The sequence below is a fragment of the Micromonospora endophytica genome (genome assembly GCF_003236305.1).
GTDB classification, from domain to species: Bacteria; Actinomycetota; Actinomycetes; order Mycobacteriales; family Micromonosporaceae; genus Micromonospora; species Micromonospora endophytica.
Genome location: NZ_POTX01000176.1, coordinates 1 through 13,305 on the forward strand (window position 1 = coordinate 1; position 13,305 = coordinate 13,305).

Annotated in this window: 11 protein-coding genes and 1 pseudogene; 4 read left to right on the plus strand and 8 right to left on the minus strand. The window is 71.4% G+C overall.

What is annotated here, in order from left to right; genetic code table 11:
* Both C1I93_RS21830 and C1I93_RS21835 read right to left on the minus strand, forming a co-directional pair.
* Window positions 1-373 (minus strand): annotated as a pseudogene (locus tag C1I93_RS21830) (hypothetical protein); the annotation flags it as partial.
* Between the two features lie 106 nt (window positions 374-479).
* Window positions 480-1,478, minus strand: coding sequence for a glycoside hydrolase family 11 protein (locus C1I93_RS21835; RefSeq protein WP_111245163.1), 999 nt, complete (start codon window positions 1,476-1,478; stop codon window positions 480-482).
* 526 nt (window positions 1,479-2,004) lie between these two features.
* Between C1I93_RS21835 and C1I93_RS21840 the strand changes: the two genes are divergently transcribed.
* From C1I93_RS21840 to C1I93_RS21855, 4 genes are all read left to right on the plus strand, one after another.
* Entirely contained in the window at window positions 2,005-2,805 is an 801-nt protein-coding gene (locus tag C1I93_RS21840) for a carbohydrate-binding protein (protein WP_111245164.1), read from the plus strand.
* 9 nt (window positions 2,806-2,814) lie between these two features.
* Window positions 2,815-4,017 (plus strand): sensor histidine kinase, encoded by a 1,203-nt coding sequence (locus tag C1I93_RS21845; RefSeq protein ID WP_111245165.1) that lies wholly within the window; start codon window positions 2,815-2,817, stop codon window positions 4,015-4,017.
* Entirely contained in the window at window positions 4,014-4,673 is a 660-nt protein-coding gene (locus C1I93_RS21850) for a LuxR C-terminal-related transcriptional regulator (protein WP_212808420.1), read from the plus strand. Before C1I93_RS21845 ends, C1I93_RS21850 begins: the two co-directional genes overlap by 4 nt.
* Before the next feature lie 86 nt (window positions 4,674-4,759).
* Window positions 4,760-5,347, plus strand: a complete 588-nt coding sequence (locus C1I93_RS21855; RefSeq protein WP_111245166.1) for a response regulator — start codon at window positions 4,760-4,762, stop codon at window positions 5,345-5,347.
* Here the strand turns inward: C1I93_RS21855 and C1I93_RS21860 are convergent.
* The 6 genes from C1I93_RS21860 to C1I93_RS21885 form a co-directional block, all read right to left on the minus strand.
* On the minus strand, window positions 5,282-5,773 hold the full coding sequence (locus tag C1I93_RS21860; RefSeq protein WP_111245171.1) for a sigma-70 family RNA polymerase sigma factor: 492 nt from the start codon (window positions 5,771-5,773) through the stop codon (window positions 5,282-5,284). The two genes, C1I93_RS21855 and C1I93_RS21860, sit on opposite strands and share 66 nt — an antisense overlap.
* A gap of 166 nt (window positions 5,774-5,939) precedes the next feature.
* On the minus strand, window positions 5,940-6,383 hold the full coding sequence (locus C1I93_RS21865; protein WP_111245167.1) for a DUF4913 domain-containing protein: 444 nt from the start codon (window positions 6,381-6,383) through the stop codon (window positions 5,940-5,942).
* A 17-nt stretch (window positions 6,384-6,400) separates the two neighbouring features.
* Window positions 6,401-7,864 (minus strand): glycoside hydrolase family 19 protein, encoded by a 1,464-nt coding sequence (locus C1I93_RS32040; RefSeq protein ID WP_212808419.1) that lies wholly within the window; start codon window positions 7,862-7,864, stop codon window positions 6,401-6,403.
* Window positions 7,865-7,869: 5 nt separating this feature from the next.
* Window positions 7,870-9,633, minus strand: a complete 1,764-nt coding sequence (locus C1I93_RS21875; protein WP_111245168.1) for a type IV secretory system conjugative DNA transfer family protein — start codon at window positions 9,631-9,633, stop codon at window positions 7,870-7,872.
* The gene (locus tag C1I93_RS21880; RefSeq protein WP_223256151.1) at window positions 9,630-11,435 is read right to left on the minus strand and encodes a putative type IV secretion/conjugal transfer ATPase; all 1,806 of its coding nucleotides are present in this window, start codon (window positions 11,433-11,435) and stop codon (window positions 9,630-9,632) included. The genes C1I93_RS21875 and C1I93_RS21880 overlap by 4 nt, the downstream gene beginning before the upstream one ends.
* Window positions 11,432-12,931, minus strand: a complete 1,500-nt coding sequence (locus C1I93_RS21885; protein WP_111245169.1) for an SCO6880 family protein — start codon at window positions 12,929-12,931, stop codon at window positions 11,432-11,434. Before C1I93_RS21885 ends, C1I93_RS21880 begins: the two co-directional genes overlap by 4 nt.
* Between the last annotated feature and the right edge of the window lie 374 nt (window positions 12,932-13,305).

A 13,305-nucleotide genomic window follows, 5' to 3' on the forward strand; every position in this document is an offset into this window, starting at 1 on the left:
GGGCGGCTGGGGCCCCGCCCCGGGCGACGCTAGGGGGAGCCTGGTCGATGCGTCGCCCGCCGACGCGTACCGACAGGTCTTCGACCCGCACCGCGCCGGTCAGGTCGAGGCTGAAGGTGCGCCCGTCCGGGTGCGGCCGGACGCGACCGAGCCGCTGGTCACCCGACCAGAACTCGACAGCGGCACCGCCGAGCGGCACGCGCCGGTCCGAACGCCAGGTCAGCTTGCCATCGGCGACCGACCAGCCGGCGGCAGCCGGCTGCGGGCGCGGGCTCGGACTCGCGGGAGCAGCGCCTGGTGCGGCACCCGCTGGCCCGGCCGTTCCGGTCGCCATCGCCAGGGCGAGTACCACAGCTGTCAGGGATCTACGCATGTCGGCATGTCTATCCCATCGACGCTACGGCCCGGTGAACGGAATGGACGGACATCATGGAATGGGACGCCGGCGGTGACCGGCGCCCCATTCGGGATCGGCCCGATCAGCCGGCCGAACAACTCGCGGTGGGTGTGGTGTTGTTGCCGTTCTTGTAGAGCGTGATGCCGAAGTTGTTGCCGTTACCGTTCGGGCGGGCGGTCAGGGTTCCGCTGTTGCCGCTGATCGAGGCGTTCCAACTGTTCTGCAGGCTCTGGCCGCCATTCGTACGAATGCTGACCGTCCAGTTGTTGCTGCCGCTGACCGAGAAGTTCACGTTGAACCTGTCGCTCCAGTCCTCGGCGCGGCTCACGTTGACCGTGCAGCCACCGCTACCTGGCGGCGGGGTGGTGGGGCCCGGGCCGGGGTTGCCACCGCCACCCTCCTGCACCGTGATGTTGGAGCTACCGCTGCTCTGGTAACCCTCGGTGGCCATGATCTGGTAGTAGTGGTTACCCAGGTTCATGCCCCGAGCGGCCCACGCGTCGAAGTGGTTGGCGGTGGTGATGGTGCCACCCACCCGCTTCGAGGTCCGGACGCTCCAGTACTGGTAGAACGTCTGGGTGCCGTCGATGGAGGGCTGGTTGACCCGCTGGGTGCGGTAGATGTCGTACGTGCCGCCGTCGGTGTTGATGGTGCCCATGGAGTTCGCGCCCGGGGGCCGCCAGCTGCCCCAGCTGTCCACGATGTAGTACTCGACCAGCGGGTTCCTCGTCCACCCGTACAGGGTCAGGTACGAGTTGCCGTTCGGGTTGAACGAGCCCGAGTAGGTGACGCTCCGACGCGTACCCGGGTTCCAACCCTTGCCGGCGACGAAGTTGTTGACGTTGCTCCACTGGGTGCTGTATTGGCCACCGTTACCCATGGTCATGGAGACGTTGCCACTGTCTTTCCAGAAGGAGAAGAAGTAGCCGTTGTGGGTGCCCTCCTGGTTCGAGGTCACCGTCTGGGCGTGGGCCGGGCTGGCCACGATCGCCGTGGCTCCGGTCGTCACCAGCGCTACGGCACAGGCCGCGCCGATGAGTGTCCTGAGGCGTCCTCGCCCGCGGATCCTCGGTTGGTTCATGCTTCCTCCTCGTGACGGCTGGCCGATGGCCAGCAGTGCGCTACGCGCCGGCGAGGTGCCGATGGTGGGGCAGCCGCCATCGGCCGCCGGTGTCGCACCGCGTGGTGGTGGTGGTGTGTCGGCCGTCGGTGCCGACGACCGGCCGAGTAGGCCGCGACAGTCGACGATCATCTAGACCCATCGATGGCCAACAGTATTGGCCGGACGATGTGCACGCGTCAACAACTTCCGGAAACACGGTGGAAATCAACGCTCCAGCGGGTGCCCGCACGATCAGCATCCACACTGCTCAGCAGCGTCAGTCGACAGCGACTCCTGGCTGCGACCACCGCCACCGCTGATCATGACGCCGCAGCTCGGGGCAGTGACAGCGAAAGTTCCAGCCAGCTTCCGGACGATTCCCCAGGCAACTGGGACATGATCCGCCCCGGTTCCGCCCGGCCCGATTTTGTTGGTGCCGATATCTCATGTGTACCGTTGGCGCGTCACGCGCAGGGTTCATGGTCATCCGGTGGGGAGTCGAGCGTTGCCCAACGACGCACTGTCCGACGCCGCCGATCCCGTGCCCCGCTCCCCCGGCGGCGTGCCGGACCCCGACCGCTCGGCCCGCGCCCGGCACTGGGTCGGCATCAGCAGCCTGGCCGGTGCGATCGCGCTGGCCGCGATAGCGGTCCCGCCGCTGCTGGTTCCCGACGAGCGACGACCGGACGGGGTCGGGTCAGCCGCCCCCGACGGGACGGTCGACCCGACGACCACGGCAACCCTCCCCGGTGGCGCACCGACCACGGCACCCGGCGCGGCCGGCAGCGGACCCACCACGGGTCCGACCCCACCGAGTCGCGCACCGGACTCCACCCCGCAGCCCGCCGGGTCGCTCCCGGGCCCGGCACCGAACCGGCCCACCCGGACGGCGGCCCCGCCACCGTCGGCCACGACAGGCGACGCCACACCCCCGGCGTCGTTCCGCCCGGTGAGCGTCGAGGCCGAGGATCCCGGCAACCTGCTCAGCGAGGGTGCCGGGATCGTCGACTGCGCCGCCTGTGCGGGTGGGGCCCGGGTGCGCTACCTCGGCCGGCTCACGGCCTACCTCACCACGGCCACCGCCGGGGAACGCACCATCACCGTGAGCTACTCGACCAAGGGGGACCGTCAGCTCAAGATCTCCATCAACGGTGCCGCACCCACCACCCACCATCTCACCGGCACCGCCTGGGACACTCCCCGCACCTTCCAGTACGCCGCCACCGTCCCGGCGGGCCGGGTCAGTTTCATCTTCTACAACGACACCGGTCCGCCACCCGACATCGACAAGATCTCCATAAGCTGACCGCGACCAGTGAACCGCTTCGTCGCGTACGTCGCCCTGTGCCGCGCCCTGTTGCTCGGCCGTTTGGCGCTGACCTTGGCGGCGGTCGGCGTCGGCATCCGGCTCGTCGACGACACCTGGCGGACGGTGGCCACCCTCGCCGTCATCGCCGTGGCCACGAGCGTGCAGGTCACCGTGTTGAGCCGATGGCCGACCGCCATCCGGTGGCGGCTGTGCTTCCTGACCGTCGACACCGCCATCATGATCACCGTACTGGTGCTCAGCGGCGGCGGGGTCGCGTTCTTCTGCTACGCGGCGGGCTTCGCCGCGCTCACCGGCGCCCTGCTGGGTGCCCGGGCGTTCCCCCTGTGGATCGTCGTCGCCGGGCTCGGGCTGGCCGTCTCCACCCAGCTGCTGCGCTCCGGGGACACCGTGGACTCCGTCGCCGCCCCGTTCGTCCTCGCCTTCCCGATGATCGACATCGTCTGTGGGTACGGTGCGGCCGTGGTGACCGCCGCGGTGACCCGCTACCTCGACGCCTCGGTGGCGGCGGTGGCCAGCGCCCAGCACTCGGCGGTGGCCTCCGAGCGGGCACGGTTGGCCCGCGAGCTGCACGACTCGGTCGCCAAGACGCTCCGCGGCGTGTCGTTCGCCGCCGTCGCGCTGCCCACCCTGCTGCGCCGCCAACCCGACCTGGCCGAGGAACTCGCCAGCACCGTCTCCGCCGGTGCCGACACCGCGATCCGGGAGGCCCGGGAACTGCTCTCCGGGTTACGCCGGGATCCGCTGGACCGACCACTGGCCGCGCACCTGCGGCAGACCTGCCAGGAGTGGTCCGGGCGGACCGGGGTACGGGTGCACCTCGACGTGACCACCGTCGAACCGACACCGGCGGCCCGGTACGAGCTGGCCCAGGTGCTGCACGAGGCGCTGGAGAACGTGGCCCGGCACGCGAACGCGACACTCGTCCAGGTTGGTCTGCACGAACGGGAAGGGCATGTGGTGATGACGATCCGCGACGACGGCTTGGGCTTCGCCCTGCCCCCCGACCTGACCGCACTCTCCACGGCGGGCAGCTTCGGCATCATCGGGATGACCGAGCGCGCCCAGGCGGTCGGCGGCACGCTGCGACTCGACTCCGGTGGTGGGCAGGGCACCACGGTGGTGGCCCGGGTCCCGCTCTCGCCCGCCACGGTCGCCGCCGCGACCCGACCCGGTGCCTGGTCGCCGTGATCGAAGTCCTGATCGTCGATGACAATCCGATCGTCCGGATGGCGTTGCGGGGCTGGCTCACCAGCGCCGACGACGTGACAGTCGTCGGCGAGGCGCCGGACGGCCGGACCGCGGTGACCAGCGCCCAGCGACTGCGTCCGGACGTGATCCTGCTGGACCACCGGATGCCGATCGCCGACGGGCTCAGCGTGGTCGGTCACCTCGCCGAGCTTTCCCACGTCCTCGTCCTGACCAGTGACGACGCCGACGAGTTGATCGCCGGGATGCTGCGCGGCGGCGCCCGCGGCTATCTGGTGCACGGCGAGTTCGACCCGGCGGAACTGCTGCGCGCGGTGCGGGCCGTCGCCGCCGGCGAGGGCTGGCTGTCGCCGCGCAGCGCCTCGGTCACCATCGCGGCGCTACGTGAGCAGGCAGCCCGCGAGCAGGCCGACGCGGACCGGGAGGCACAGGTCCGGACGATGCGCGAGGGGTTCGGTCTGACCCGGCGCGAGCAGGAGGTGATGACGCTGTTGAGCGCCGGCCACTCGAACGCGGCGATCGCCCGTCGGCTGCTGCTCACCGAGAAGACGGTCAAGAACCACCTCGCCAACATTTTCGCGAAGTTGCAGGTAGGTAACCGCACCGAAGCGGTGGTGCGCTGGACGGGGCGACATTAGCGCCACCGGGTGAACGCGGTGCCCCGCCCCGCCGTCGTACTTGTCGACGGGCGCCAGCGCCCGGTACCACCGCGGATGGGGTAGCGATGAGCGACGTCAACGGGGCACGGAGCAACGACACCGGCGCAGACCCCGGGAGCAGGACAACGGCGGTCACCGCGCTCATCGTCCATGCCGGCGCGCCGGAACGGGCCGCCCTACGCGCCATGCTGGACACCGGTGGCCGGGTACGGGTCGTCGCCGCCACCGGTGACGGCGACGAGGCGGTCGCCCTGGCCCACCGGCTGCGCCCCACGGTGACCCTGCTGGACGACGGGGTCACCGCGTCCGGGCACTGGAATCTGGTGGACGCCCTGGCGCAACGCTCACCGGTGATCGTCATGACCGGTGCCACCGACTGCCCGACGATCGCGTCGTTGCTGCGTACGCCGGTGCGTGGCTGTCTGGTGCACGGCCACTTCGACGCCGCCGAGCTGCTGGGCGCGGTCAGCGCGGTCGCTGCCGGGCTGGGCTGGCTGTCACCGACGGCGGTGGCCGCCGCGAGTTGGGCGCTGCGCACCCGGGCACCGGGCTGTAGCGACCGACCCGGAGCCGCGTACCACGGGTCGTCACAGCAGGTCGTCGCCGCGGTCCAGGATCCCCCGCGCGGCCCGCAGCGCGTAGAACGACCGTGACCGTACGGTCCCCTCCGGTATGCCGATCCGGCTGGCCGCCTCGGCGACCGAGGCGCCACCGTAGTAGAGCTCGACAAGCACGGCGCGGTGCTCGGGGGTGAGCCGGTCGAGCGTCTCGGCGAGCACGAACCGGTCCGTGATCTCCTCGTACGCGTTCTCGGACGCCGGCATCCAGCCCACGTCCACCCCGTAGATCTCCGCCGGCCGGGCGGCGCGGGCCCGGGCGGCGTCGATCACCAGGTGCCGGGCCACGATGAAGAGCCACCGGCGGATCCGGTCCGGCTCGGTGGGAAGTTCCTCCAACCGGCGCCACGCCCGCAGCATGGTTTCCTGCACCAGGTCCTCGGCGAGTTCCCGCTGCCCGCGGGTGAGCCGGAGCAGGTAGTAGTACAGCGCTTGGGCGTTCGCGGCGTGGATGTCCCGCATCCGGCTCACCGGGTCGGCGCCGGTGCGCGCCGACGGGCAGACGTCGGTGTTCACTGCTGTCTCCTCCGGGCCGGATGATCTTTCCGCGCCCACGTGGGACGCTAACGACCACCCGGCCCGGGACGCCTGAGTCGAAGGGCCCAGACAGGCCCAGGCTCGGTCCCGGTTACCAGAGCTGATCCGGCTCGACCGGCGGCCGTTCCTTCGGGCGGTGCGAGCCGGGCTTGCAGCCCGCGAAGGGACCGTTGCCGCTGCGGAGGGTGTCCATGGTGGGCCAGAGATAGCTCTGGTGCCAGGTGGCCGGGTCGGAGAGCTGCGCCTGCGGGCCGGTCCGCTCCTGCCAGGCCAGCCAGAGCCCGTGCAGGTAGGCGATCGCCTCCGGATGCTCACGCCACCGAGGACACCAGGGCGATGAGGAGGTGACCTCGCCGCCGTAGACCGGCAGCAGCAGACTCTCCACCCAGTACGAGAGCCGCCGCAGTTCCTCGCCGTACTCCGGTCCGTCCAGATAGAGGATGAAGAACGGCGTGGCCTCGGGCGGCTCAGGCGGCGGTGGTTCCGGTGGCGACTGCTCCAGCACCGGCTCGCCCGGCTCGATGGGCTGCGTCATCTCTCTCCCCTCCCCGGTCAGCACGTCAGCGTGCTCTCGTCACCGGGCTCGACACCGAGGGCGGCGGTGAACCGCTGGTACGCCTCGACTCGGGCCTGCACCTGGGCGGGGTTGCCGCCCCCACACTCCAGGGCGCCGTTGATGGTCCGGATGGTCTCGCCGAATCCCCCGCCGCCGGTGATCGCGGAGTGCGCGGTCGTGGTGCCCGCGCCGCTCTGCGTCATCCAGAACCACAACGCGGTCTGCCACGCCACCGAGTCGTCCTCCCGCACCAGGTCCGGGTTGTTGAGCAGGTCCAGACCGAGCGCGTCACCGGCGGCCTTGTAGTTGGTGTTCCAACTGAGCTGGATCGGCCCTCGCCCGTGGTAGGCGCTCTGACCGGCGGGGCATCCGTAGGGCTGTCCGGCGTCGCAGTAGTTCCCCCACGCCGCCCGGTTGATCTCCTCGATGTGCACCAGGCCACCGGACTCGTGGTCGATGTTGGCCAGGAAAGCGGCCAGCTCGCGCTTGCGGGTGACCTCGTCGCCGGTCCCGGCGAAGGCGGGGAACTTCGCCATCGCGTCGGTCAGGCCGGCGTAGGTGTAGAAGGAGTTCCGGTTGGGGAACATGGCGGCGAAACTCGACGCGCTGAGCGCCGCCGCCCCGTCGCCGTCCTCCGTGGGGTCGTCCGGGTCGTCCTGGGCGGGAAGCGCGGTGGCGGTCTCATCCGGCTCCGGTGGCGAGTCGTCGGTGTCCGACTCCTCGTCGGCGTCACGGGTGTACTTCGGGAAGAGCCCGCGGACCTGGAACGCGTAGGTGCCCAGAGCGAGGACGGGCATGCCGCCCTGAGCCTCGACCGTCTCCAGGCCGATGTCCCAGGCCATCAAGGTCAGGCTGAGGTGGTCACCGGCCACCTTCTGGTCCTTCAACAGCTGCCCGGTCTTGTCAGCCAGGTGGCAGAAGTACCGGGCGTGGGCGTGGATCGAGTCCTCCGCGTCGAGCACGGAGGCTTCGCCGCTGTCGTCGTCGTCCTCGCCGAACTCGTCGAAGACCTCGGGCGTCAGCTGCGACAGCCCCTTGCGGCCCTGCGGTCCTTCCTTGTCCGCGTCCCACTGCGACGCGTAGTCGATCTGCGCCGCGAGGATCACCGGGGTGAGCAGCGTGCACTTCTTGGCCGCAGCCTTTATCGGGTCGACCAGGTCCTCGTCGGGCACCGCCGTCGCCTTGAATTCGCCCCGGCCGTCACCACCTGACAACTCGATCAGGACGGTGGCGTGGGTCGCCTGATCACTGGTGTCGTCCGGCTCGGCCGAGTTCGAGGTCATCTGCGAGCCGCCGGCCATGGCGAAGATGGCAAGCAGCACGACCAGCGCCAGGAGCGCCAGCACCACCAGCGGGAACGCCCCGAGCATCGAGACGAACAGCCAGAGCAGCTTGGTCGCGTCAGGCTTGAATATCGAACTGGCAGCCGTGTGGGCCGCCCGGGCCTTGTTCACCGCCATGGTGGTCAGCCGACCTGTCGGAACTCGCGGCGGCTCCAGCTCGCCGCCGCACGGTCGGTGATGGCCTGCACCTCGGCCTTTGCCGCCGCGGCGATCACCGCGGCGTCGGGCTCCTTGTACCAGGGGCGCAGCCGGATCAACGCGGGCCGGATACCGGTGGCCAGCAACAGGGCGGTGCCCTTGGGCAGGGCTCGGATCTTGTCCGCCGGCAGCACCTGCTCCTGGCGGTACGACACGGATCGGGACGAGCCGTCCCTGGACCGGGAGTAGGTGGGGGTACGCACGTCGTGCTGGCCGACCAGCCTGGCGACCTTGTCGACGAAATCGGCGTCGTCCAGTCCGGCGCCGAGCAGCTTGATGGTGGCGGCGCTCCAGAGCGCGTCCATCCCCGGCTCGCCCCAGACCCGTACGCCCTGCCGGTAGCTCTGCAACAGGGTGACCACGCTGATGCCGCGCGAGCCGAGGTGGCTGTAGAGGTCGGGCAGGTCGGAGATGCGGCACACGTTGGCCGCCTCGTCCAGGATGGCGGTCATCGGTGGGTCGAGCCGTCCGCCCATCCGTTCGGCGGCGACCACAGCCGCGCGGATGACGGCGTCGGCCAGCCCGGCGATCACCCCGGCAGCCGAGCCGCCGCCGTCCTTGGAGAGCAGGTAGAGGGTGTCCCGACCGAGGACGTGCTGCTCCGGGACGAACTGCGGGCGGTGCGGGTCGGGGCTGACCCAGGCGAGGATGTCCGGGTCGAGCAGGCAGGCGACGCACTGCCGGGCGGTCTCGTAGATGCCGTCGCGGGTCTCCACGGCGCCGCGTACGGTGCCCTGAAGTTGGTCGGCCATGGCCGTCATGCCGACGTCGCGGAGCAGGTCGACCGGGGTCCGGTCGGCCGGGTCGGCGAGCCAGGCCAGCAGATCGTTGATGGAGGCGCCGCTGCGGGAGGCGGCGAGGAAGAGCGCGGTCAGGGTGTTCTGCGCCGCCGCGATCCAGAAGTCCTTCTTGGAGGAGTCGTCGTTGACCGAGCTGACGAAGTGGCCGGCCAGCCGCCGCGCGCCCTCGATGGTGTCGCAGCCGCTGAGCATGTCCCACCACATCTCGCGTTCGCTGTACGCGATGCCCTGCGGGTCGAAGGTCCACACCCGGCCGACCTTCATCCGTTCCTGCCGGGTCACGGTGAACACGTCGGACTTGTTCGAGGTCAGCAGGACCGGCCCCGGTGCCCGCAGCACCCGCGGGATGGCGATGCCGGTGGACTTGCCCGCCCGCGGCGCCATCAGGTCGAGCTCCACGTCCTCGTAGGAGGAGCGCAGTTCCGGTCCGGCGGGCACCAGGTCGCCGAGCAGGTTGCCGGTGTCGTCAGGGCTCAGGTTCGCGGCGTTCCTGAGGGCCGGCCGCAGGTCGCGGGCGCGGGCCTCGATTCCCTTGCCGATCATGGCGCTCAGCTCGCTGGGGCGGGCCAGGCTACGGGGTTCCCGGAGCCGGCGTACGACCCCGCGGGCGAGCAGCATCGCCGGGGTCGCACCGAGCAGCACCAGCGCGACCGCCCAGCCGTACACCAGGTACGACGGCATGCCCGGCCAGTGCCTGTCGGTGGCCCCGCTGACCAGACTGACGTAGACGTCCAGGGTGAACGGTGGTGGCTGCCAGCCGTGGCCCCTGATCAGGGCGGCGAGGGTGCCACCGAGCCAGAGCGGCACGAAGATCACGATGTTGAGTGCGGCGAAGCCGGGGATCAGCCACGGCAGGTACTCCGAGCCGATCCCACCCCGGCGACTCATGCCTGCCCCGGTTCGTGGTCCGGCCAGCCGTGCCGACCGGCTGCGGGGGCAGCGGCCACCGGCAGGTCACCGCCGGTCACGGCGCGCACCGCGGCGGCGCGTTCGGCCAGCAACCGATCGGCCTCACCGTTGGCGATCCAGCGGGTGTTCGTGTCGTGCAGGTGGCGTTCGGTGTCGGTGATCGCGACCCGGATCGGGATGCCGGGACGACCACCCACCTTGATCAGGAACCGGCCCCGGCCGGGTGGTTCCTCGTTGCCGCCGTCCTGGGCCCACCCGGGCGGCGAGGACCACGACGAGACCAGCTCGATCTCCCGCCGCGACAGTCCCACCACCCGCCCCAGGTCCTCCATCTCGGCCCTGGGCAGCCCGGCACAGGCCACCATGCCCGCGCGTTCGACGAAGCCCCGGGCCTTGGCCTTGTCGGCCTCGCTGCCGAGCGCCTCGGCGTCCTTCAGGGTGTGGGTGATCTTCGCGTCGGCGAGGCCGAGGGAGCGGTTGAGCCGGGTGAGCGCGTCGATCCGGTCGACGATGCCGGAGGCGGCCCGCAGCGGACGCCACAGCTCGTCGAGGATGGTGAAGAACCAGCGGCGGGGTGCCAGCCCCGCGTCGGCCAGGGCGTGCGAGGCGGCCACCGTACCGAGCCCGTCGGACCAGGCGGCGAGCATCGCGGCGGCGGTCAACTGCCCGTCGGCCTCGCCGATGCGGGAGATGTCGATACAGACGGCGGTGGCGTTTGGGTCGATCCTGGTCGAGGTCTCCGAGGCGAAGGTGTCGCCGAGCGGGCCGTCGAGGATGCCGAGCAGCGACCGGTGCAGCGGGTCGACGGCGTCGCGGTAGCGGGACTCCTGACCCCGGTCGAGGGTCACCTGCCGGACCCGCGGCGGCCCCTCCGCCAGCACGCTGAGCAGTTGCGGCAGCCGGAACGTCCGACCCGCGGGGGTGCGATCCCGCAGGTGCCGCAGGCAGGCGGAGAGCACCGACTGCTCGTGGTCGCTGATCGGTGCGCCCCGGACGATGGTGAGCAGCGCCGCCATCATGTTGAGCACCCGGCCGTGGGTCTCGGCGTCCAGAGCCTGCCCCGCCTGGCCACCGATCTTCGCCGCGGCGGCGCCCATGGCGCCCGGGTCCAGGATGTTCAGCCCGCCGACGCCGCGAGCGATGGAGATGACCTGCCCGCCGAGGGCGCGGACCGTGTCCGCGTAGTCGGGTTTGAGGTCGCCGAGCACCAACGGTACGACGCCCTGGGCGCTCAGCCCGATCAACATCCGGTTGATCAGCGTCGACTTGCCCAGACCGGGCATGCCGAGCATGAACAGTGACGGGTTGGAGATGTACCGGGCGCGGGTGAACCAGTTGAGCGGGTCCCCGCAGACCGTGGCCCCGGTGTGGATGTGCTGGCCGAGCGGCACGCCGGTCATCGGTGCGCCGGAGCCGGAGGCGAAGGGCCAGAGCCCGCAGGCCTGCACGGTGGTCGCCCGCCACATGGTCGGCGGGTCCAGCGCGGCCACCCGACCACCACCGAGGGCGTACGAGCCGCGGTGCGGCACGTTGTCGTCCGCGTTGGCCCGGGCCAGTCGCCGCAGGTACCGCTGCTCGGCCGCCTCCTCCTGGGCCCGGTGTCGACGTTCGCGGCGCAGCGTGCGTGGGGTCTGCCGGCCCGTCTCGTCGAGTTCCCGGGCCTGCTCCTCGGCCGGTGGGACGACCAGGTCGGACATCGCGGTGGCCGGTCCGGAGGCGTGCCGCGGCCAGCCCGCGCCGAGGTCGAGCAGCCGGGCACCGCCGGCGCGGATGGGCGTCACAACGCCTCCTTCAGTTCGTGCGGCACCATCGTCTGCTCCCAGGGCAGGATGCCCACCGGAAGCGCGCAGGAGAACGCGGCGGCCTGCATCCGGTCCGCCGGACGCATCGCGATGCGGGTGGCGCCGAGCAGGTTGCGAACCGTCACGTCGGCGTCGCGTACCTCGGCGGCCGAGTCGACGGTCAACGTCACCAGCATCGAGAACTCCACCAGGCCCGCGCCGGAGGCCTCCTCCGCCGCGGTCTGCTCGGCGGCCTCCATCTCCGAGGCCGCGCGGGCCCGGACCAGGCCCCGGGTCGAGTTCGCCATGAACTGGGCGGACCGGCGGTCCGACTCGACGATCTTGGCTGAGGTCGCCGGGTCGATCGGGCGGTAGACCAGGGCCACCCGCTTGCGGCGGATGCCCAGCGCCGGGTCGAGCAGGCTGCGCAGCACACCGGAGCGCACGGTGCCGCGCGGCGCCAGGGTCAACAACCAGCTGCGGGAGACCCCGGAGTCGTGCTGGTAGTGGGTGACCGTCTCGACGGCGGCTGCCGGCCCGGCGTCGGCCCACTCCAGCCCGGTGCCACCGTACTGGGCACGTACGTCGAGCATCTCCGCGGCGACGGCCGGGTCGTACGCGACCCGGACGACCTCGGCGATCCGCTCGGCCGACAGCGGGTCCGCCGAGCCGCCGCCGGCGGCGACCAGCCCGCCCAGCACACCCGGCAGCCGCAGCGCCAGGTCGGCGAGCATGGTGTCGTGGTCGCGCCGGGCGCCGCCGGGCGCCGAGTAGGTGAGGGTGAGGAAGGTGTTCATCTCCGACGACGCGTCCGGGTAGGTCTGCACCACCTCCTCCATCACCGCCCGGGCGGCGGGCGGCGCATCCGGGGAGATGCGGCCCAGCACCTCGGTGGCCAGGCGGGTGCCGGGGTCCGGTGCGGTCTCGACGACCACTGAGGCGCCCCGCAGGCCCGGCTCGTGCGACAGCCGGGACAGCCACTCCCCCCACAGCGCCACCCAGGTGTCGACCTGGTCGGGGTCGACGAGCGAACCGCCGTCCGGCTCACAGCTGAGCACGATCGTGTACTGGTGGCGGTTGCGGTGGTAGAGCACGCCGAACGGGCGGTCGTACGGGTCACGCCCCTCCAGCATGGTCACCCGGCTCAGCAGACCGGGTGGGCGGAACCGGCCGCCCGGACGCGCCGACAGCGGCCCGGAGGCGTACAGGTGCTGGCCCTTGGACTTGCGGCGCAGCCAACCGACCCGTACCGCGGCCATGTCGTAGACGTTGCGACCGTCGGCGGTGCGGATCGCCAGCGGCGCGAGGAGCAGCGCGAACGGCAGCCCCACCACCAGGGCCGCGTTCAGCGAGACCATCGAGGAGATCAGGACCAGCACGAGCCCACCGAACAGGCCGATGGTCCCGACCAGTCCCAGCGAGCCCAGCCCGGCCTTGCGGGGGCGACGCCAGTTGCCGTACGTCGGTGTCTTCAGGGATTCCGCGGTCGTACTCATGATGGTCCTTCTCCTTGTCCCGGCATCAGCTAGTCACTGTGGCGATCGGGAAGTGCGCCGCTGGCGATGTTGCTGGCGTGCTTGTGGGTGCTGGCCGCGGCCTGTACCGCCGTAGCGGCGACACCGACCGTGGCGGCCGCGACGCCGGCCGCGCCCCGGGCGACCCGCCCGACACTCGACCCGCCGCCGCCGGAAGCAGCGCCGGATGCACCGGGGGCGGTCCCTTGCTTTGCTGCGTGGCTGTTTTTGTGGTGAGTAGAACCGTCGGAGGCGTGGACCATGTTTCGGTTCGCGAGGACGCCACGGAGGCCACCTGCGGCACCGCCCGCCGCCAAGCTACCTCCGCTCGCCCCCCGGGACGGGCCGGCGGAAGC